Genomic DNA, 20,834 nt, shown 5'->3' with positions numbered 1-20,834 from the left:
CCCCCGCAGGCTACCGCTACCGTCCGCGCAGTCGCCGTACGAGAATGCTCGCGTCCCCCCGGGACTCCAGATCGGCCAGCACCACGGCGACCGCCTCACGGACGATCCGCCCGCGGTCGACGGCGAGCCCGTGCTCACCCCGGAGCACCAGCCGTGCGTGTTCCAGGTCCATGAGCTCCTCGGCCGACACGTACACCGTGATCTTCTCGTCATGGCGTTCGCGACCGCTGGGACGGCGCGAGGGCGACCGGCCGCGCTTGCGCGACTGGCCCGTGGCAGAACCTTCCTGCGCGTCCTCACGTCGGCCGGAGCGGTCCGCGCCCCGGCTCCGGGACTCTCCGGCGTCGGCCGGGTCGGAGTCGGCCGCGACATGCTCCGCGCCCTCGCCGTCGCCGCCCCGTACGGGTACGGACTGCGGCGCGTCCTCCCCGGCCGCCACCCCGTCGCTCTCCCCCGCGGGAGCGGGCACCCGGGCCTCGCCGTTGGCCCCTCGCCGGGGAGTGGACGCCTGGAGCGCCATTCCCCCTGTCGTGCGGAACAGTTCGTCGGCCCCCGGCAGACTCACTCGGCGTGACACCGGGCGAGCACCTCCCTGGCAAGCTGGCGATAGGCGGCGGCACCGACGGAGTTGGAGGCGTACGTGGTGATCGGCTCACCGGCGACCGTGGTCTCCGGGAAGCGGACCGTGCGCCCGATGACCGTGTGGTAGACGTGGTCGTCGAAGGCCTCGACCACCCGCGCGAGCACCTCACGGCTGTGCACCGTGCGCGAGTCGTACATGGTGGCGAGGATCCCGTCGAGTTCCAGCTCGGGGTTGAGCCGCTCCTGGACCTTCTCGATCGTCTCGGTCAGCAGGGCCACACCGCGCAGCGCGAAGAACTCGCACTCCAGCGGCACGATCACCTTGTGCGCGGCGGTCAGCGCGTTGACCGTGAGCAGACCCAGCGAGGGCTGGCAGTCGATCACGATGTAGTCGTAGTCGGCCATCAGCGGCTTCAGTGCCCGCTGCAGGGTGGACTCGCGCGCGACCTCGCTGACCAACTGCACTTCGGCGGCGGACAGGTCGATGTTGCTGGGCAGCAGGTCCATGTTCGGGACCGCCGTCTTGAGGAGCACCTCGTCGGCCGCCATGCCCCGCTCCATGAGCAGGTTGTAGACGGTGAGGTCGAGCTCCATCGGGTTGACGCCGAGACCGACCGACAGCGCGCCCTGCGGGTCGAAGTCCACGAGCAGCACACGACGGCCGTACTCCGCGAGCGCGGCACCCAGGTTGATGGTCGACGTGGTCTTGCCGACGCCGCCCTTCTGGTTGCACATCGCGATGATCGTCGCGGGTCCGTGGTCCGTCAGCGGCCCCGGGATCGGGAAGTACGGCAGCGGGCGTCCGGTCGGGCCCACGCGCTCGCGGCGCTGGCGGGCGGCGTCGGGCGCGAGCGTGGCCGCGTACTCGGGGTCGGGCTCGTACTCGGCGTCGGGGTCGTAGAAGTGCCCTTCGGGCAGTTCGTCGTAGGCGGCGAGATGGTTGTGGGGCGCGCCACTTCCGTCGCCGACCGTGGCGTTCACGTGATGGCCATCCATGCTCTGGTGTGCTGGCTGAGTCACGCTTGAGATCCGGTGACTCTGGTGGGCTGCGAAGGTACGCACAGCGACGGAGCCGACAGCCTCGAACCCCGCGGGGTCCTGGCCCCGTGCAGGCATTCCTGGTTGACCACCCCCGGGAGAAAATGTCGACTCATTCACAAGTCGTCTTACCTCCTTGGAGACCAGGAAACTTCTAGACAGGTCAGCGAAACACCATGCCGACGGTTGGCGACTCTATGGCGTGTCGGGCGTCCGCAGCAACACAATCCGCCGGACCCGGCAGGATGTGTCGGCAATGAAACATCCCTCTGTCAAGGGCGTACGGCCGTCGCACGGCAGGTTTCACCGGTGTACGAATCGGTTCAAGGGTTACGTTCGAGGCGAGTTGGCCGAGAGCCGCAAAGTGACCATACACACATCCGGCCGGACCTCATCGGGCAAGGTCCGGCCGGGTGCGCGGTGTTGACGACCTGTGTTGACGTATCGCCTTTTGGCCTGTGCCGACTTGGCGCCGGGGCTCAGCCGAGGAGGGACTCCAGCTCGGCGTGCTCAAGGCCGTGGGACTCCGCGACCTCCTTGTAAACGACCTTGCCGTCATGCGTGTTGAGACCCTTGGCCAGCGCGGAATCCCGGCGCAGCGCCTCGACCCAGCCACGGTTGGCGAGCTCGACGATGTACGGAAGCGTGGCGTTGGTGAGCGCGTAGGTGGAGGTGTTGGGCACCGCACCCGGCATGTTGGCGACGCAGTAGAACACCGAGTTGTGGACCGGGAAGGTCGGCTCGGCGTGCGTGGTCGGACGGGAGTCCTCGAAGCAGCCGCCCTGGTCGATCGCGATGTCGACAAGGACACTTCCGGGCTTCATCCGGGAGACCAGCTCGTTGGTGACCAGCTTCGGGGCCTTGGCACCCGGGATGAGGACCGCGCCGATCACGAGGTCGGCCTCGAGGCAGGCCTTCTCGAGTTCGAAGGTGTTGGAGACGACGGTCTGGATCTTCGTGCCGAAGATCTTGTCCGCCTCCTTGAGCTTGTTGATGTCGCGGTCGAGCAGGGTCACGTGGAAGCCCATGCCGATGGCGATCTGGGCGGCGTTCCAGCCGGAGACACCGCCGCCGATGACGACGGCCCGGCCGGCCAGCACGCCCGGGACACCGCCGGGCAGCACACCGCGGCCACCGTTGGCGCGCATCAGGTGGTAGGCGCCGACCTGCGGGGCCAGCCGGCCCGCGACCTCGGACATGGGGGCGAGCAGCGGCAGCGCGCGGCTCGGCAGCTCGACCGTCTCGTAGGCGATGGCCGTGGTGCCCGACTCCAGGAGGGCGTCCGTGCACTCCTTGGACGCGGCCAGGTGCAGGTAGGTGAAGAGCGTCTGGTCCTTGCGGAGGCGGTGGTACTCCTCGGCGATGGGCTCCTTGACCTTCAGCAGCAGGTCGGCGGTGGCCCACACCTCGTCGGCGCTCGGCAGGATCCGGGCGCCGGCGGCGACGTACTCGGCGTCCGTGATCGAGGAGCCGAGACCGGCGCCCAGCTCGACGACGACCTGGTGGCCGTTGCGCACGAGCTCGTGCACGCCGGCGGGGGTGATGGCCACCCGGAACTCGTTGTTCTTGACCTCGCGGGGGATGCCGACCTTCACGTGGATCACGGTCCTTGGCTCAGTGGATATGGGGCAATAGAACACATACCCAGGCATGCGGAGCACACCGGGAGACACCGCGGAAGAAGGTGCGGCAGAGCCAGTCTAATGAAGGCGTTCTCCCTGTCTAGCCTTTCATTGCATCAATCTTCAGCGGATGCACTACGGATTTCGTAGGTGTTAGCACCGTGTTCCGCCTTCAGAGCGCTGGATTCCGGCCCCGCGGCCTTTGTTTGGGGCTCCACGGCCGCCGTCGCGGGCCCGGTGGTCGACGGCTCCGGCGCCATGGCCTTCGATTCCTGCTCCGTGGGCGTCGCCCGGGGCTCCGCCACCGTCGTTTCCGGCTCCACGGCCTTCGTTTCGCTCCCCGCCGCCCGCGATTCCTGCTCCGGTCGGCTCTCCCGGGGGGCGTCGTCCAGCAGCCGCTCGGCCGCGCCCCGGTGCAGACGGGCCGCCACCGGGTCACCGAGGTGCTCCAGCGTGTCGGCGAGCCGCAGCTGCAGCGCGGCCTGCAGGCGTACGTCCTCGGCCCGGCGCGCCCACTCCACCGCCTCCTGGCAGGTCCGCAGCGACTCCGCGGGCCGTCCGGCGTACTCCTGGACCCGGGCCAGTTCGCTCAACGCCCGCGCCTGGGCGGCCACATCGCCGTTCTTGCGGTGCCCGGCGACCGCTGCCCGCCAGTTGCGCAGCGCCTCGCCGTAGCGGCCCGCGTAGGTGTGCGCGGCGGCGATACGGCCGTACAGCCGGGCGGCCTCGGCGCGCTCGTCCCGGGCCAGCCGCTGCGCCAGCGCCCTGCCGTACCAGTCGGCGGCCCGGTCGTAGTCCCCGAGCTCCAGATGGGCGCCGCCCACGGATTCCATCGCGCGTCCGGTCGCGTACGGGTCGTTCGCCTCGCGTCCGGCGTCCAGTGCCGCCCGGTAGCGGGCCAGCGCTTCCGCGGTGCGGCCGGTGCGGGCGTCCAGGTCGCCGAGGTTCAGCAGGGCCGCGGCCTTCTCCCGGGGTAGGCCGCGCCGCTCGGCCACGTCGAGGACGAGCCCGTGGATGCCGTACAGGTCCGGGGCGGCCGCCCGGGTGCCGAAGTGGGCGACCATCGCCCGTACGAGCTGGGACATCAGCCGCCGGGCGAGCGTGTCCAGCTCCCCGTCGGCGACCGCGAGCCGGACGGAGGCCAGCAGGGCGGGCCTGGCGGCCCGCAGCCACTCCTCGGCCGCCCGCGGGTTCGAGAAGCGCAGGGAGCGCGGCAGGCCGAGCAGCTTCTGGCGGGCCTGCGGACTGTCGGTCTCGGTGATCGCCCGGCAGGACTGCAGGAGCCGCACCATGCGCTCCAGCATGCGGGCGCGGGCCAGCTGGAGTTCCGCGGGACGGTCCTGCGTCTCGCTGAGGGCCTTCAGCAGGGGGAGCAGGCAGCCGGGTACCTCGTACTGCGGCAGCGGCGCGTCCACGGCCGTCAGCAGGCCGAGAACGACGAAGTCGTCCAGGGTGGTGCGGGCGCCGTTGACCGAGCAGCCGGCGAGCGCGGAGGCGATGTGCGCGTCGACCAGGCCGGCCGGGGCGAGGGAGAGCAGTCGTAGCATCCGCGCGGCCGGAGTGGACAGGGAGGCGTGGACGAGCCGCAGGACACGGCTCAGCGGGGTTCCGTCCTCGCCCTCGGCGTGCAGGTGCTTGGCGAGGTCGGCGACGGCCGCCGTGGGGCGGGCGGCGAGCCAGCCGCCGGCCAGGGTCAGCGCGGCCGGCTGGGCCCGGCACTGCTCGACGAGGCGCTCGGCGGCACGGGGGTCGACGGTGATGCGGACCGAGCCGGTGTACCGGGTCAGCAGCTCAAGGGCGGACTTGGTGTCGAGGCCGCCCAGGGTGCAGGGCCGGACGTCCGCGATCCCGGTGAGGGGTCCCCCTGAGACGGCCACGACCAGGCATTCCGGGGTGTCCGGGAGCAGGACGTCGACCTGCTCGGCGTCGGCGGCGTCGTCGAGCAGCAGCAGGGCCCGGCGGTCGGCGAGGGCCTCGCGGAAGGCGGCCGTGAGGTCGTCCTCGGCGGCTCCGGCCGGGGCGGGCAGCCGCAGGGCGGCCAGCAGCTCGCGGGCGGTGCGCTCGGTGGGGACGGGGCTGCCGTCGGGCTCGCTGAGCCGGGCGCGCAGCATCCCGTCCGCGTAACGGTCCGCGACCTGCCGTACGAGCTCCTCGGCGAGAGCCGTGCGGCCCGAGCCGGGGCGGCCGGCGATGAGCAGGACGCGCGCGCGGGGGGCCTTGCGGCCGGCGAGGGTGTCGAGGCCGGCGCGCTCGATGTCGGCGCGGAGTTCCTTCAACTCCCTGTTGCGGCCCAGGAATCGGGGCTCCACGCCAGGGCGCTGCGACAGCCGTACACCGTCCGTGTCCACCGCCTGGTCCGTCACGGGCCACACTCCCGTCCCACCGCACAAGCAAGCCCGCCGGGACTCCGGTTCGGGCGTTTCCAGAGCCTAGTTCACGCTCTGCTACCTTCCGGGCGGAGCGCGGCGGAGACGTCCCCCGATCGGATCAGCCGATGGTCACACCGGCAGGGGGATGGGTGTTCAGGACTCGAACGGACGGGCGGGCCAGGGCGCCTCAGCCGGACGCAGCGCGTCGAGTCCGTCGCCCTGCTCGGCGGCGACCAGCGAAAGCACGCCCACCACCAGGCAGTTGTTGTGCAGCTCGCCCGCGAGTACGCCGCGGACGAGTTCCGGCACGGGCACCCGCGACAGCTCCATGTCGGCCTCTTCGTCCTCGACCTCGAAGCGCTCCCCCTCGGCCTCCGACAGGTCACGGGCGAGAAAGATCCGCACGGCCTCGTCGCAGCCGCCGGGAGTGGTGTAGACGTCGGTCAGCACGTGCCAGTTCTCCGCCTTGACGTGCGCCTCCTCGTACAGCTCGCGCTGGGCGGCGTGCAGGGGGTTCTCGCCGGGGACGTCCAGCAGACCGGCCGGGATCTCCCACAGCTTGTGGCGCACGGGGTGGCGGTACTGACGGAGGACCAGGACGCGCCCCTCGTCGTCGAGGGCGAGGACGGCGACGGAGCCGGGGTGGACCTGGTAGTCGCGGTGGACCACCGTGCCGTCGGGCATGACCACGTCGTCGGTGCGTACGGAGGTCTTGTTGCCCACGAAGGGGGTCTCCGTCGCCCGGATCTCCCACTCCTCGGGGGTGTCCCTGATCGTCATGCCCTGTCCTCCCAGACGTACCGAACCGTGTGCGAGGCCGCCCACGAAAGCAGCCGGGGTGCCCACCTTTTGAAGGTTTGCGCCCCGGCCACCGTACAACTGGTGTGTTACTCGGAACTCTTCCCCGCCTCGACCGTCCGCTGGACGGCCGCCTTCACCAGCCCGGCGAACAGCGGGTGCGGGCGCGTCGGGCGCGAACGCAGCTCGGGGTGCGCCTGGGTGGCGACCAGATACGGGTGGACCTCGCGCGGGTACTCGACGTACTCGACGAGCTTGCCGTCCGGGGAGGTGCCCGAGAAGACGATGCCGGTCTCCTTCTCCAGCTCCGCCCGGTAGGCGTTGTTCACCTCGTAGCGGTGACGGTGGCGCTCCTCGACGTACTCCTTGCCGTCGTACACCTCGCGCACGATCGAACCCTCGGCCAGCTTGGCCGGGTACATGCCCAGGCGCATCGTGCCACCCATGTCGCCCTCGCCGGCGACGATGTCGAGCTGCTCGGCCATGGTCGAGATGACCGGGTGCGAGGTGGCCGAGTCGAACTCGGTGGAGTTGGCGTCCGGGATGTCGGCCAGGTTGCGCGCGGCCTCGATCACGATGCACTGCAGGCCCAGGCAGAGCCCGAGCAGCGGGATCCGGTTCTCGCGGGCGTAGCGGATGGCGCCGACCTTGCCGAGCACACCGCGGTCGCCGAAGCCGCCCGGGATGCAGATGCCGTCCACGTCACCGAGCTGCTGGGCGGCGCCGGCCGGGGTCCTGCAGTCGTCCGAGGTCACCCACTTGATCTTCACCCGGGCCCGGTTGGCGAAGCCGCCGGCGCGCAGCGCCTCGGTGACCGAGAGGTAGGCGTCGGGCAGGTCGATGTACTTGCCGACCAGGGCGAGGGTGATCTCGTGGTCCGGCTTGTGGACGCGGTCGAGCAGGTCGTCCCAGGTCGTCCAGTCCACGTCGCGGAACGGCAGGTCCAGCTTGCGGACGACATAGGCGTCCAGGCCCTCGCCGTGCACGGTCTTCGGGATGTCGTAGATGGAGCGGGCGTCGGGACAGGCGACCACGGCGTCCTCGTCGACGTCGCACATCAGCGAGATCTTGCGCTTGATCGCCGCCGGCACCTCGCGGTCGGAGCGCAGCACGATCGCGTCCGGCTGGATACCGATGTTCCGCAGGGCCGCAACCGAGTGCTGGGTCGGCTTCGTCTTCAGCTCACCCGAGGGGCCGATGTACGGCAGGAGCGAGATGTGCACCACGAACACGTTGTCCCGGCCGACCTCGTGACGGACCTGGCGGACGGTCTCCAGGAACGGCAGCGACTCGATGTCGCCGACCGTGCCGCCGACCTCCGTGATCACGACGTCCACCTCGTCCGTCGCCATACGGCGGATGCGGTGCTTGATCTCGTTGGTGATGTGCGGGATGACCTGCACGGTGTCGCCCAGGTACTCGCCGCGCCGCTCCTTGGCGATCACCGTCGAGTAGACCTGTCCTGTAGTGACATTGGCCGAGCCGTCCAGGTCACGGTCGAGGAAGCGCTCGTAGTGTCCGATGTCCAGGTCGGTCTCGGCGCCGTCGTTGGTGACGAAGACCTCACCGTGCTGGAAGGGGTTCATCGTGCCCGGGTCGACGTTCAGGTACGGGTCGAGCTTCTGCATGACGACGCGCAGGCCCCTGGCCTTGAGCAGCATCCCGAGACTCGAGGCGGTGAGCCCCTTGCCGAGCGAGGAGGCGACACCCCCGGTGACGAAGATGTGCTTGGTCGTCGTGGATTTGGGCGTCATGGCCAAGAGGGGGCTCCCGTGGTCGCGGTCTGGGGTGCGGTACGGCTGCCGACCGGGAATCTCCGGGGGTGCCGTCGCTGCGGTTCGGGGGTTTCTTGCCCACCGGTCCACGGGCTACCAGGGTATCAGCGCCCGGAGGAGATGGCTTCCGGCCACGCACCGCACACGCGTCGACACGGACGCGCGTCACGTCACGTGTTTCTCACCCGTTGCTCACCCGTTCGGCCCAGCCGGGTTGCCCGGAGCGGCACGCAGATCATCTACGTGCGTCGTATCCTGCTCGGACACTCGCTGGCGAGCCCGCCCGGCAACAGGGCACCACCCCCCGCCCGTACGCCCCGGAACAACGAGAGCTCGCCAGTTCGTTGAGCGGAGATTGTCGTTTTGCCATACGGCACGAGCGGCTGCTTTGCTTCACCGCTCAACGACGTACGACGTATGACACATTCCCCCTGACCGCAAGAGCGACAGCCCCCTGCTGGGGGTGACGTGGCCGTTCGACTGGAGTTGCACGTGGCCGGGCGCATCGAAGACTACGCACTCATCGGAGACATGCAGACCGCCGCATTGGTCTGCCGGGACGGCACAGTGGACTGGCTGTGCCTGCCCCGCTTCGACTCGCACGCCATCTTCGCCGGTCTGCTCGGCACCGAGGAACACGGCTTCTGGCGGCTCGGGCCCGCCCACGCCTCCGACGCCCAGCCGCCCACCGCGGCCCGGCGCAGCTACCGCGGCGACTCGCTGATCCTCGAGTCCGAGTGGGACACCCCGCGCGGCACGGTCCGGGTGACCGACTTCATGCCCCCGCGTGACGGCGCCCCGCAGCTCATCCGGATCGTGGAGGGCGTCTCGGGCCGGGTCCCGATGCGCTCGGCCCTGCGGATGCGTTTCTCCTACGGCCGGGTCGTCCCGTGGGTGCACAAGCACGAGGGGCGCACGGTGGCCGTCGCCGGCCCCGACTCCGTGTGGTTCGACACATCCGCCGAGACCTACGGCAAGTCGCTGACGACGTACGCGGACTTCACCGTCGCCCCCGGGGACCGGATCGCGTTCACGATCTCCTGGGAGCCCTCGCACAAGCAGCCGCCGCCGCTGCCGGAGCCGGAGCAGTCGCTGGAGGCCACGGAGGACTTCTGGCGCGACTGGGTCGACCACTGTACGTACCACGGCCCCTACCGCGAGGCCGTGGTCCGCTCGCTGATCACCCTCAAGGCCCTGACGTACGCCCCCACCGGCGGCATCGTCGCCGCGCCCACCACCTCGCTGCCCGAGGAGATCGGCGGCGTCCGCAACTGGGACTACCGCTACACCTGGCTGCGGGACGCGGCGATCACCCTCTCCTCGCTGCTGCGCACCGGCTACCGCGAGGAGGCCCGCGCCTGGCGCGAGTGGCTGCTGCGGGCCGTCGCCGGCGACCCCGAGAACCTGCAGATCATGTACGGCATCGCCGGCGAGCGCGAGCTCGGCGAGGCGGAGCTCGACTGGCTGCCCGGCTACGAGAACTCCGGCCCCGTCCGGGTCGGCAACGGCGCCGCGCACCAGCTCCAGCTCGACGTGTACGGCGAGGTCACCGAGGCCCTGCACCTGGCCCACATGACGGGCCTGGCCCGCAACGACTACGCCTCGGTGCTCCAGCTCAAGCTGATCCGCTACCTCGAGGACCACTGGGACGAGCCGGACGAGGGCATCTGGGAGGTGCGCGGCCCGCGCCGCCACTTCGTGCACTCCAAGGTGATGGCCTGGGTCGCCGTCGACCGCACCATCAAGCTCATCGAGTCCGGTGACGCGGACGGCCCGCTGGAGCGGTGGCGCGAACTGCGCGACGACATCCACCGGGACGTGTGCGAGAAGGGCTACGACAAGGAGCGCAACACCTTCACGCAGTCGTACGGCTCGAAGGAACTGGACGCCTCGCTGCTGCTGATCCCGCAGATGGGCTTCCTGCCGCCGGACGACAAGCGGGTGATCGGCACCATCGAGGCGATCCAGCGCGAACTGTCCACCTCGGACGGCTTCATCCTGCGCTACCCGACGGACGGCGAGGCAGAGGGCGTCGACGGCCTGCCCGGGGACGAGGGCGCCTTCCTCGCCTGCTCGTTCTGGATGGCGGACGACCTCGCGATGATCGGCCGGGTGGACGAGGCCCGCAAGCTGTTCGAGAAGCTCCTGTCGCTGCGCAACGACCTCGGTCTGCTGGCCGAGGAGTGGGACCCGCGGCTGCAGCGCCAGGTCGGCAACTTCCCGCAGGCCTTCAGTCACGTCCCGCTCATCGACACCGCCCTGCGCCTGACGGCGTCGGGAGCCTACGGCGGCTGAACAGGACCGACCGGCCGGGCCCGCCTACGCTGGAGCCAACAGCCCCTGCACGGAAGGGGGCCGCCCCATGGCCTCCCCATCGAAGGCGGGCGCGGCTCTGACCGCGTTGCGTGAGGATCTGGTCGGAGACGTGCTGACGCCGGGCGATCCCCGCTACGACGAGGCACGGACCGTCTTCAACGCCATGATCGACCGGCGTCCGGCGGTCATCGCCCAGTGCGTGGACGAGGCCGACGTGGTGCGCTCGGTGCGCTACGCCCGCGACCTCGACCTGCCCGTCGCGGTGCGCGGCGGCGGGCACAGCGTGGCGGGTGCCGCGGTGAACGACGGCGGCCTTGTGGTGGACCTGCGTCACATGCGCGCGGTCACCGTCGATCCCGCGGCCGCGGCGGTACGGGTGGCGGGCGGCGCCACGATGAGCGACATGGACCGGGCCACCCAGCCGTACGGCCTGGCGACCACCGGCGGGCGGGCCTCCACCACCGGCGTCGGCGGCTTCGTCCTCGGCGGCGGCACGGGCTGGCTGGACCGCTGCTGCGGCCTGGCCGTGGACAACCTGCTCGGCGCCGAACTCGTCACCGCCGACGGCAGCCGGGTGCACGCGAGCGCCGACGAGAACCCCGAGCTGTTCTGGGGCCTGCACGGCGGCGGCGGCAACTTCGGCGTCGCCACCGCGCTCACCCTGAAGCTGTACGAACTGCCCGCGTTCTCCCTCGCGCTGGTGCTGTTCCTCCCCGAGTTCGGCCCCGAGGTCGTCCGTACCTACCGCGACCTGATCACGGCCGCCCCGGACGAGGCGGCGGGCGGCGTCATCTACTTCACCGCCCCGCCCGAGGACTTCGTACCGCCGCACCTGGTCGGCAGGCTGGTGTGCGGTGCGCTGCTGACGTACGCCGGAGCCGAGGAGAACCTGCGCAAGCTCGCCGAGCCGCTGCTGGCGCTGCCGCACGAGTCGGAGATCGTCGGCGCGATGCCGTACGCCGACATGCAGTGCATGCTCGACGACCCGCCCGGGATGCGGAACTACTGGTCGGCGGAGTACCTGTCGGGCGCGCCCGACGACTTCGTGGACGTCTTCTGCGCCCGCGCGGACACCCTGCCCGCGCCGACCGGCACCCAGCACGTGCTGTTCCCGCAGGGCGGCGCGATCGCCTCCGGACCGTCCGAGTACCCGATCCCCTACCGGGACGCGGCCTGGGCGGTGCACCCCTTCGCGATCTGGGAGGACCCGGCCGACGACGAGCGGTCCGTCCGGTGGGTCCGCGACGTCCGCGCCGACGTCGCGCCGTGGAGCACCGGCGCGGTCTACCTCAACTTCATCGGTGACGAGGGCCCGGAGCGGGTGGTGGCCGGTCTGGGCGCCGAGAACAGCCGGCGGCTGGCCGACCTGAAGCGGCGCCACGACCCGGACAACGTGTTCCGCTTCAACCACAACATCAGCCCGGCCGGAGCGCCGTGAGGGTGCGCTCCCCCGCCGGATCTCCGGCGGTGGCCGGGACGAGGGCGATCTCGTCGAGGCCGGCCGCGGCGTAGGCGTCGATCCGGCCGCGTACCGCGTCCCGGTCGCCGACCAGACCGACCAGGCCCGCGGCCCGGGCCGGCAGGGCGTTCACCAGCGTCTCGCGGTCGGCGCCGGACGCGGCGAGCCGCACCGCCGTGCCGAACCCCGCCGCGGCGAACACGTCGCTGTAGCCGGGCACTGTCAGGTATCCGGCGACGCTCCCCAGGATCTGGGCGAGCGACTCCGGCTCCGGATCGACCGCCGCGGGCAGCCAGGCGGCCAGCGTCGGTGGTGTCCGGCCCAACTTCCGGGCGGCGGCGAGGAGCTTTCCGCGCAGCTCGCTCACCTGCTCCGGAGAGACCAGGTCGAGCAGCATGCGGTCGGCGTGCGCGGCGGCCGTGGCGATCGCGCGGTCGCCGAACGCGGCCACGGTGAGCGGGCCGCCGGGCGGCGGAAGGCGGCGGGGGAAGACGCTTCCGGGCACGACCGGCTCGCCCGGCCGGCCGTGCAGCAGACGCCGTACGGCCGCCGAGCTCTCCTCCAGCACGCTCGCCGGCCGCACCCGGGGCCGCCCGTGCACGCCCTCGACGACCCGCTTGCTGGACGTGCCCAGGGCCACCCCCACGGGGCGGCCGACCACGGCCGCGACCGAGGCGGCTCCCCGGGCCGCGGTGAGGGGGTCGCGGACCGACACCGGCACCGGGCCGGCCGTCAGCGCGACCCGTTCGGTGGCCCGCCCGATCGCGGTGGCCAGGACGAACGCGTCCCAGGTCGGCCCCTCTCCCGCCCACACCTCGCCGTATCCGAGCCGGTCGGCGAGCACCGCCATCCGCAACGGCTCGTCGACCGGACTGTCGTCCTCCCGTGCCACGGCAACCACGCTGAAGTCCATGGTCCGGCCGCTACCCGTTCGGGACCGCCGTATGCGGGCCGCGGAGGCCGGTGCCTGCGTCCGCCGATCGTCCCGGGGGCGGCGCCCGGAGATGTCCCCGAGGCATCCGCGCGGGTAGCGTCCGGCTCATGGACAGCGGTATGGACAGCAGATTCGACACCCAGGGCGCGGGGATCACCGTTCAGCGGGCGCTGGAGCTGCCCGGACTGCGCAGCGGGCTGCCCGAGATCCTCGCGGGCGCCGACCGGCTGCAACGCACCGTGCGCTGGGTGCACGCGGGTGAGGTGCCCAACATCGCCTCCCTCCTCAAGGGCGGAGAGCTGCTGCTGACCACGGGTTACGGCCTCGGCACCCGTCCGGCCGAACAGCGCGCGTTCGTGCGCACCCTGGCCGAGCGTGGCATCGCGGCCCTGGTCGTGGAGCTCGGCCCGCGCTTCACCCGCCTGCCCGCGGCCCTCGTCGACACGGCACGGGCGACCGGGCTGCCCCTGGTCCAGCTGCACCGCGAGGTCCCGTTCGTGGCGGTCACCGAGGAGGTCCACACCGAGATCGTCAACGGCCACTACGCGCTCCTGCAACGCGCCGAGGAGGTGCACCGCCGCTGCACCGAGGCCCTGCTCGGCGGTGGCGGCATTCCCCAGGTGCTCGGCATCCTGGCCGACTTCGCCGCCAACCCGGTCTTCCTGGAGACTCCGGACGGCCTGCTTCTGTACGCCGCCGGAGCCGGCCCCGAGGGCGCGGACCCGCTCCAGGTCTGGGAGGGACTGCGCGCCCAGCACCGGGACACCCCGCCGGCCGGTTCGGTGCTGGTGGACGTGCCCGGCGGCGGCCCGGGGACGGGGTCGGTCCGCGCGCGCCTGGTCCTGCTGCCCGTACGGACTCCGCTCGCGCCGGTCCACCGGATCGCCGCGGAACGCACCGCCGGCATCCTGGCGGTGGTGCTGATGCAGGCCCGGCAGGAGGAGGAGCTGGCCGCACGGGGGCGCGGCGACTTCCTCACCGACCTCGCGGAGGGCCGTGTCGCCGCCCAGGACGCGCCGGCGCAGGCACGCGTTCTCGGGTTCAAGCCGGGCGACAGCCCGCTGCTGCCGGTGGTGATGCGGCTGGGCGACGCCCTCTCCTCCGGCGGCGGCTGGGCGGTTCTGGCGCGCGCGGTCGCGGAGGAGCTGGCCTCGGTGGGGGTTCCGGTCCTGCTGGGGGTACGACCGGTCGAGGGCCGCGTTCCGCTGCTGCTGGGCCTGCGTTCGGAGTCGGAGCGATCGGCGGTCGCGGACCGGGTCGCGGCGGCGCTGCGGACGGGTGTGGAGCGGGCCGGGATACAGCGGCCCGGGGCGCAGCCGCCCGTCGTGGTCGTCGGGGTGGCCGGCGGCTGGGCGGCGGCCTCGGCGGGGCTGCGGCACGCGGCGGAGACGGCAACCGCCGCGCAGGGCCTGTCGGACCGGCCGTGGTACGACGCCCGGCGCCTGGACATCGACCTGCTGCTGTGGCGGCTGCGCGACCATCCCGACCTGGCGGCCTTCGTGGACCGCGCGATCGGCCCGCTCCGCGACCACGACAGCCGCTCCCGGCCGCCTCTGCTGCCCACCCTCCAGACCTATCTGGCGCATGCCGGCCGCAAGGCGGAAACGGCACGCGAGCTGCACCTCAACCGGCAGACGCTCTACAACCGGCTGGCCCGGATCGGGGAGTTGCTCGGCACCGATCTCGACGACCCGCAGACGGTGCTGGCGTTGAGCCTGGCACTGCGCGCACGCAGGCATGTCGCGCAGTGAGGCGGCGGGTGACGTTCGTCCCCTCGCGACGCCCTAGATGAACGGCCGCGGCTGGGTCAACTCGTCGTAGACGCTGAGCACCTGGGCGACGGTCTCGTCCTCGGTGGGCCAGGTGGCGGCCTGCCGGGTGCCCCGGTCCCGGAGGAGCTCGCGTCGCCCGGGATCACCGAGGAGTCGTACCACGGCGTCGGCGAAAGCCTCCGCGTCCGCGGCGGGCACGAGTTCGGCCGCGTCGCCGACGAGTTCGGGGACACCGCCGACGGCCGTGGCGACGAGCGGCACGCGCGCGAGGAGGGCCTCCTGGGCGAGCACCGAGCGCGATTCCCACCTGCTGGGCAGCAGGGCGAGGTCGGCGGCGGCGAGCAGTTCGCCGACGTCCTCCCGGCGGCCGATGAGCCGGACCGGCAGTCCCTCGTCCTCGATCCGCCGCTGGAGGACGGCCCGTGACGGCCCCTCCCCCGCGACCACGACGAGCGGCACCGGGTCGAGGCGGCGCCACGTGCGCGCGGCGTCGAGCAGCGTGTCGTAGCCGCGGTGCGCGTCGAGGGAGCCGACGGCCAGCAGCAAGGGGCGTCCGGTGGCGCCGAGTTCGGCCCGGACCTTCGGCCGCAGCCGGTCGGGGTCCTCCTGCTCCACGTCGCCGCGGGGGCCGGGGAGCGTCACGGCCGCGAGCCGCGCGTCCCGCGCTCCCGTCCGGCGCGCCCGGTCCACCAGGTCGGAGGTGGTGGCGAGCACCACGGAGGCGGCCTTGACGACGCGGCGCTCCAGCAGACGCAGCAGATGGGCGCGGGCCCCCTCGGCATGCGCGCGGTCGTGCCAGGTGACGACCAGTGGGGTACGGCGGCCACTGAGCGCGAGCACGGCGCGGAAGGAGGCGTGCAGGCCGTGCGCGTGCACCAGGTCCGCTTCCGCGCACGCCGCCCGCAGCGCGGCCACGGAGGCCGGATCGCTGCTGCGCGGCACGTGCACGTGTGCGGCTCCGGCACCGGTGAAGTCGTAGGAGCGATCGGCGTCGGCGGGGGCGCACACCGTGACCCGCACGCCCCGTGCGGCGAGCCCCAGGGCCAGGGAACGCACGTGCGCGCTGCTGCGGGCGTTGCCGCCGCCCAGCACCTGCACGGTGCGCAACGGCGGCCGGCCGTGCGGTGAGTGGCTGCTCACGGGGGTCACGTGGCCGGGGCTCCTGGTTCGGCGTCGGGCGGTCACGAGGAAACGTACAGAAGTTGTCGGGCGGAGGGGTGTACCGCGCGCTTCCTACGCGTGCTGCGTTATGGGACAAGGATGCCAGGCCGTACGGGTGTTCCGGCAACGCCGCGAACGCGAAGGGCGGTGACGCGACGCGGCAGGTCACTCACACGAGTGAGGGAAGGGTAGGTTCCGGACGCATCGCACGCCCCCCTCGGAACCGAACACGCCCCCGCCGCAGGCCACTTCAGCGGCCGACCGGCCCGCGCGCGGCCGCGCTCACCCTGTCGCCGTGCACCGCCGCCACCGTCAGGGCGACGGCGTGCGCGAGCAGTCCGGTGCGCCCGTTGCCCGCCACGACGGCGGCTCCCAGCGCCGCGCCCAGCGCGTGGGCCCCCGTGTCGCCGATCATCACGCGCTCCCCGAGGTCGTCGGGCAGCACGGCCGCGGCGGCTCCCACGGCGGCAGCGGCCAGTTCGGCCCCCTCCCCCCGGCGCAGCAGTCCGGGAGCCCCGAGCACGAGCACGGCGCCGGCCGCCCTCCCCGGTCGTACGTCGAGAAGGTTCACGAAGTGCGCGGCTCCGGCGATCACCACACCCGCGAGCAGCTTGTCGAGGGGCCGCTCCTTGAGCACGGCCCCCGCGACGAGCCCCGCCCCGGCGACACCGAACAGCTTGACGGCCCCACTGGTGACCTCGCCGTCCCGGAGCGCCGAGAGGTGCGCCGCGAACCCGCGCCTGGAGTCACCGGCCCCGACGACGTCGTCGTATGCCCCGCAGAACCCGGCGGCGGCGACGGCGGCTCCCACGGCGGGCCGGGTCCGCCAGGCCCCGACGGCGGCTCCCGCCACGGCGGCCGGTCCCGCGTACAGCCCGACAGGTCGACCGGCGTGGTTCGTCCGCTCCCAGCGCCGACGGCCGCCGGGAGCGGACGCACGAAGGGCGATGAGCCCGGCCCGGGTGAGAGCGGCGGAGAGCGCGAGCGAAGTGGTCCGACGAGCACGGCTGATCATCCGGCCACCCTACGGACCCGGGGACGGGCCCCGGTCACCGCGCATGGTTTTTGTGCCGCGACCCGGGCGACGTCCGCACGTTGGCGACGCCCGGCGGGCGCCACGCCCTCATCGTCGCCCGAGTCGGGAGGCGGGAGACCGTCCTCGCCCGCCACGCGCCCCCGTCGTCGAACCAGCGTCGCCCGGGTCGGGCGGCGGCGGGACCTCTTCGCCGTACCGGCCGAAAGCCCTGCTGCGTCCGGCGCGAGGATGTGCGACCGGCACTCCCCCAGCCTCCCGCCGGGGGCCCCAGAGCACGCGCCGCGCTCCGCTCCTCATCGGGCAGACGGTGCCGCCCGCGCGCTAGCCGTCGCTCCGGGCCGTCGCCAGCAGTTCCTCCGCGTGCGCCCGGGCGGTCTCCGAGTCCTCCTGACCGGCCAGCATCCGGGACAGCTCGCGGACCCGCTCCTCGCCCTCGAGGACCTTCACCCCGGACCGAGTGACCGATCCGTCGTTCGTCTTCTCCACCAGAAGCTGCCGGTCCGCGAAGGCGGCGACCTGCGGCAGATGCGTCACCACCACGACCTGCGCGGTCTTCGCCAGCCGTGCCAGCCGCCGTCCGATCTCCACCGCGGCCTTGCCGCCGACTCCGGCGTCGACCTCGTCGAAGAGGTACGTCGGCACCGGATCGGTGCCCGCGAACACGACCTCGACGGCCAGCATCACGCGGGACAGTTCACCGCCGGACGCTCCCTTGGCGATCGGCCGCGGCGGTGCGCCCGGGTGGGGGGCGAGCAGCAGCTCGACCTCGTCGACACCCGACGGCCCGTACGCCACCGTGCGTCCGCCGACCTCGACGCCCTCGGGATCCTCGGTCTGCCGGAGGTCGAAGGACACGCGCGCGTGCGGCATGGCCAGCGAGGCCAGCTCGGCGGTGACCGCGGCCGCGAACCGCTCCGCCGTCTCCGCCCGCGCGTCCGTCAGTGCCTGTGCGAGCCCGCCCAGTTCGGCCCGCAGCGCGTCCCGCTCGATCGTCAGCTCGCCGATCCGCTCGTCGTCGCCGTCGAGCTCGGTGAGCCGCGCGGCGCTCTGCTCGGACCAGGCGAGCACCGTGGCGACGTCCTGGCCGTACTTCCGGGTCAGCGCCCCCAGCGCGGCCCGCCGCTCCTCGACGGCCGCCAGCCGCAGCGGGTCGGCGTCGAGGTCGTCGGCGTACCCCGCCAGTTCCCCGGCCACGTCACCGAGCAGGATCCCGATCTCGCCGAGCCGCTCGGCGAGTGCCGCCAGCGCCGGGTCGTGCGACCGCACGGCGTCCAGGGCCCGCTGCGCGCCCGCGACGAGCGTCGCGGCGTCGATGCCCTCGGGGTCCTCCGGATTGCCCGCGAGCGCGGCGTGCGCGGCCGTGGCGGCGGACGCCAGCGCCTCCGCGTGCCCCAGCCGTTCCGCCTCCTCCGCGAGCTCCACGTCCTCGCCGGCGCGTGGCTCGACGCCCGCGATCTCGTCGAGCCCGTAGCGCAGCAGGTCGGCCTCCTGGGCCCGCTCACGCGCGCGGGTGGTGATCTCGTCGAGCTCGACGGCGACGGCCCGAAGCCGCCGGTAGGCCTCGGTGTACTTGGCCAGCGGCACCGCGACGGCGTCACCGGCGTACCGGTCGAGTGCCTGCCGCTGCCGGGACAGCTTGAGCAGCCCCTGCTGGTCGGTCTGGCCGTGCACGGCCACCAGGTCGTCGGCCAGCTCGGCGAGCAGCCCCACCGGCACCGACCGGCCGCCGAGGTGAGCCCGGGACCGCCCTTCCGCGGAAACGGTACGGCTGATCAGCAGCACCCCGTCGTCGAGCTCCGCGCCCGCCTCCTCGGCCCGCAGGACCGCCGACGCGCCCGCGGGTACGGCGATCCGCCCCTCCACGACCGCGTTCTTCGCTCCGATCCGCACGAGCGCCGGGTCGGCACGCCCGCCCAGGAGCAACCCCAGGCTGGTGACCACCATGGTCTTGCCCGCACCCGTCTCACCCGTCACGGCGGTGAAACCGGGCGACAGCTCGACGACCGCGTCGTCGATGACTCCGAGCGACCGTATCCGCATCTCCTCCAACACGGACACGACCTTACGAGGTCAGGGGGAGGAAGTGCGACGCCCCCCCGCCCTCCTTACGAGAAGGCCCAGCTAGACGAATGCGCACGGGACGCCCATGTCACCCACGCGAGTGCACGAATCCCGGGACGAGGGGAACCGCGCGGTCAGCGACAGACCACCCGTAACCGCGCATATCCCCCCGCACCCCTCTTCCGAGCGCTAGTGCGGCGCCCCCCGCCACCCGGACACCGGCAGGGCGAACTTGGCGACCAGCCGATCGGTGAACGACGCGTGATGCAGTCGGGCCAGCCGCACCGGCACGGCCCCCCGCCGCACCTCGACCCGCGCACCCGGCGGCAACTCCACGGTCCGCCGCCCGTCACACCACAGGACCCCCGGCGGAATGTGCGGCAGCACCTCCACCGCCAGGACGGAGTTCGGCGAGGTCACCAGCGGTTTCGCGAACAGCGCGTGCGCGCTGATCGGCACCATCAGCAGCGCCTCGACCTCGGGCCACACCACGGGCCCGCCTGCCGAGAAGGCGTACGCGGTCGATCCGGTGGGAGTCGCGCACACGATCCCGTCGCATCCGAATCCCGTCACCGGCCGCCCGTCGATCTCCAGCACGACTTCCAGCAGCTTCTCCGCGGAGACCTTCTGCACGGCCGCCTCGTTCAGCGCCCAGTCGGTGTGCACGATGTCGCCGTTGCGGTGCACGACCACGTCGACGGTCATCCGCTCCTCGACCTCGTACGACTTGGTCACCACCCGGTCGACGACCCTGTCGAGGTCGTCCCGCTCGGCCTCGGCGAGGAACCCGACACGTCCGAGGTTGACGCCGAGCATGGGCACCCCGGAGGCCCGGGCGAACTCGGCGCCGCGCAGCAGCGTGCCGTCACCGCCCAGGACGATGAGCAGCTCACATCCGTCGAGGCACTGCGGGGTGGCCTCCCCGACCAGCTCCACCTCGCTCGGCAGCGGCAGGTCGCGCGCCTCCGCCTCCAGGACGCGTACGCCGATCCCCTCCCGCAGCAGCCCCTTGACCACGAGCTCGGCGCTGCGGATGGCGGCGGGCCGCCCGGTGTGGGCAAGCAGGAAAACAGTACGAGCTCGGTTCTCGGTCAACGCGGCCCCTCCGCCACTGCACGGTCGACATCGGCCGGGTCGAGTTCCGGTGCCCCGGCCCGCAGCCACAGAAAGTACTCGACATTCCCGGAGGGTCCGGGCAGCGGGCTGGCGGTGACCCCCCGCACCCCGAGCCCGAGTTCCCCGGCCCGGGCGGCCACACCGCGCACGGCCTCCGCCCTCAGCTCCGGGCTTCGTACGACTCCCCCACTGCCCAGCCGCTCCTTCCCCACCTCGAACTGCGGCTTGACCATCATCACCAGGTCGGCGTCCGGCTTCACACACCGCACCAGGGCGGGCAGTACCAGCCCGAGCGGGATGAAGGACAGATCCCCCACGACAAGATCCACAGGCTCCCCATCGATCACTTCAAGCGTCAACTCGCGTACGTTCGTACGGTCCTTGACGGTGACGCGTTCATCGCTCTGCAGAGACCACGCGAGTTGCCCGTATCCGACGTCGACGGCGACCACGTGCGCGGCCCCCGCCCGCAGCAGTACGTCGGTGAAGCCGCCGGTGGACGCGCCGGCGTCCAGCGCCCGCCGCCCCTCGACCACGAGCCCCTCGGGGCCGAAGACCGCGAGCGCGCCGGCGAGCTTGTGGCCGCCCCGCGACACGTAGTCGGGATCCCCGTCGTCGGCCGCGACCACGATGGCGGCGGCGGTCTCCACCTGGGTGGCCGACTTGGTCGCGACGGTCCTGCCGACGGAGACGCGCCCGGCGGCGATCAGCTGGCCGGCGTGCTCGCGCGAGCGCGCGAGCTTGCGGCGGACCAGCTCGGCATCGAGGCGGCGGCGTGCCACTCCTGCCACGTTC

15 protein-coding genes are annotated in these 20,834 nt (G+C 72.6%); 3 read left to right on the top strand and 12 right to left on the bottom strand.

All coding sequences use genetic code 11. The annotated features are described in order from the left end of the window. Positions 1 to 16: 16 nt before the first annotated feature. From OG985_RS35480 to OG985_RS35455, 6 genes are all read right to left on the bottom strand, one after another. The gene (locus OG985_RS35480) at positions 17 to 577 is read right to left on the bottom strand and encodes a hypothetical protein (protein WP_371672457.1); all 561 of its coding nucleotides are present in this window, start codon (positions 575 to 577) and stop codon (positions 17 to 19) included. After that, positions 562 to 1,698: a ParA family protein gene (locus OG985_RS35475; protein ID WP_371672456.1), complete on the bottom strand. Its 1,137-nt coding sequence runs from the start codon at positions 1,696 to 1,698 to the stop codon at positions 562 to 564. The genes OG985_RS35480 and OG985_RS35475 overlap by 16 nt, the downstream gene beginning before the upstream one ends. Before the next feature lie 401 nt (positions 1,699 to 2,099). Then, entirely contained in the window at positions 2,100 to 3,224 is a 1,125-nt protein-coding gene (ald, locus tag OG985_RS35470) for an alanine dehydrogenase (RefSeq protein ID WP_371672455.1), read from the bottom strand. Between the two features lie 134 nt (positions 3,225 to 3,358). After that, positions 3,359 to 5,605, bottom strand: a complete 2,247-nt coding sequence (locus tag OG985_RS35465) for a tetratricopeptide repeat protein (protein ID WP_371672454.1) — start codon at positions 5,603 to 5,605, stop codon at positions 3,359 to 3,361. 159 nt (positions 5,606 to 5,764) lie between these two features. Then, positions 5,765 to 6,391: an NUDIX domain-containing protein gene (locus OG985_RS35460; protein ID WP_371672453.1), complete on the bottom strand. Its 627-nt coding sequence runs from the start codon at positions 6,389 to 6,391 to the stop codon at positions 5,765 to 5,767. Positions 6,392 to 6,498: 107 nt separating this feature from the next. Next, positions 6,499 to 8,163 carry a CTP synthase gene (locus OG985_RS35455; protein ID WP_371672452.1) on the bottom strand — a complete coding sequence of 555 codons (1,665 nt, stop codon included), beginning with the start codon at positions 8,161 to 8,163 and terminating at the stop codon, positions 6,499 to 6,501. Positions 8,164 to 8,676: 513 nt separating this feature from the next. On the opposite strand from OG985_RS35455, the gene OG985_RS35450 reads away from it, so the two are divergent. Together OG985_RS35450 and OG985_RS35445 are read left to right on the top strand one after the other, a co-directional pair. Beyond that, positions 8,677 to 10,479, top strand: a complete 1,803-nt coding sequence (locus OG985_RS35450) for a glycoside hydrolase family 15 protein (protein ID WP_371672451.1) — start codon at positions 8,677 to 8,679, stop codon at positions 10,477 to 10,479. A gap of 67 nt (positions 10,480 to 10,546) precedes the next feature. After that, on the top strand, positions 10,547 to 11,938 hold the full coding sequence (locus OG985_RS35445; RefSeq protein ID WP_371672450.1) for an FAD-binding oxidoreductase: 1,392 nt from the start codon (positions 10,547 to 10,549) through the stop codon (positions 11,936 to 11,938). Here OG985_RS35445 and OG985_RS35440 read toward each other — a convergent pair. Beyond that, complete coding sequence (locus tag OG985_RS35440; protein WP_371672449.1) at positions 11,916 to 12,872, bottom strand: LLM class F420-dependent oxidoreductase; 957 nt, start codon at positions 12,870 to 12,872, stop codon at positions 11,916 to 11,918. The genes OG985_RS35445 and OG985_RS35440 overlap by 23 nt on opposite strands. Before the next feature lie 128 nt (positions 12,873 to 13,000). Between OG985_RS35440 and OG985_RS35435 the strand changes: the two genes are divergently transcribed. Further along, a complete protein-coding gene (locus OG985_RS35435; RefSeq protein WP_371672448.1) occupies positions 13,001 to 14,644 on the top strand; it encodes a PucR family transcriptional regulator in 1,644 nt (547 codons plus the stop codon). 33 nt (positions 14,645 to 14,677) lie between these two features. On the opposite strand, the gene OG985_RS35430 is transcribed toward OG985_RS35435, so the two are convergent. From OG985_RS35430 to OG985_RS35410, 5 genes are all read right to left on the bottom strand, one after another. Beyond that, entirely contained in the window at positions 14,678 to 15,814 is a 1,137-nt protein-coding gene (locus tag OG985_RS35430) for a glycosyltransferase family 4 protein (protein ID WP_371672447.1), read from the bottom strand. 262 nt (positions 15,815 to 16,076) lie between these two features. Continuing rightward, positions 16,077 to 16,841: a hypothetical protein gene (locus OG985_RS35425; protein ID WP_371672446.1), complete on the bottom strand. Its 765-nt coding sequence runs from the start codon at positions 16,839 to 16,841 to the stop codon at positions 16,077 to 16,079. A 342-nt stretch (positions 16,842 to 17,183) separates the two neighbouring features. After that, positions 17,184 to 18,902 carry a DNA repair protein RecN gene (gene recN, locus OG985_RS35420; protein WP_371674590.1) on the bottom strand — a complete coding sequence of 573 codons (1,719 nt, stop codon included), beginning with the start codon at positions 18,900 to 18,902 and terminating at the stop codon, positions 17,184 to 17,186. Positions 18,903 to 19,112: 210 nt separating this feature from the next. After that, the gene (locus OG985_RS35415; protein ID WP_356039713.1) at positions 19,113 to 20,018 is read right to left on the bottom strand and encodes an NAD kinase; all 906 of its coding nucleotides are present in this window, start codon (positions 20,016 to 20,018) and stop codon (positions 19,113 to 19,115) included. After that, the gene (locus tag OG985_RS35410) at positions 20,015 to 20,830 is read right to left on the bottom strand and encodes a TlyA family RNA methyltransferase (protein WP_371672445.1); all 816 of its coding nucleotides are present in this window, start codon (positions 20,828 to 20,830) and stop codon (positions 20,015 to 20,017) included. The genes OG985_RS35415 and OG985_RS35410 overlap by 4 nt, the downstream gene beginning before the upstream one ends. Between the last annotated feature and the right edge of the window lie 4 nt (positions 20,831 to 20,834).

It is taken from the genome of Streptomyces sp. NBC_00289, from assembly GCF_041435115.1.
Taxonomy (GTDB): Bacteria; Actinomycetota; Actinomycetes; order Streptomycetales; family Streptomycetaceae; genus Streptomyces.
Note: the sequence above shows the minus strand (reverse complement) of the source record. Positions and strands in the feature narration are given on the sequence as shown.

Excerpts from the sequence above, each read along its gene's own strand:
- OG985_RS35440 (WP_371672449.1), bottom strand. The coding sequence starts at position 12,872 with ATGGACTTCAGCGTGGTTGCCGTGGCACGGGAGGACGACAGTCCGGTC.
- OG985_RS35455 (WP_371672452.1), bottom strand. The coding sequence starts at position 8,163 with ATGACGCCCAAATCCACGACGACCAAGCACATCTTCGTCACCGGGGGT.
- OG985_RS35460 (WP_371672453.1), bottom strand. The coding sequence starts at position 6,391 with ATGACGATCAGGGACACCCCCGAGGAGTGGGAGATCCGGGCGACGGAG.
- OG985_RS35435 (WP_371672448.1), top strand. The coding sequence starts at position 13,001 with ATGGACAGCGGTATGGACAGCAGATTCGACACCCAGGGCGCGGGGATC.
- OG985_RS35475 (WP_371672456.1), bottom strand. The coding sequence starts at position 1,698 with ATGCCTGCACGGGGCCAGGACCCCGCGGGGTTCGAGGCTGTCGGCTCC.
- recN (WP_371674590.1), bottom strand. The coding sequence starts at position 18,902 with ATGCGGATACGGTCGCTCGGAGTCATCGACGACGCGGTCGTCGAGCTG.
- OG985_RS35445 (WP_371672450.1), top strand. The coding sequence starts at position 10,547 with ATGGCCTCCCCATCGAAGGCGGGCGCGGCTCTGACCGCGTTGCGTGAG.
- OG985_RS35425 (WP_371672446.1), bottom strand. The coding sequence starts at position 16,841 with ATGATCAGCCGTGCTCGTCGGACCACTTCGCTCGCGCTCTCCGCCGCT.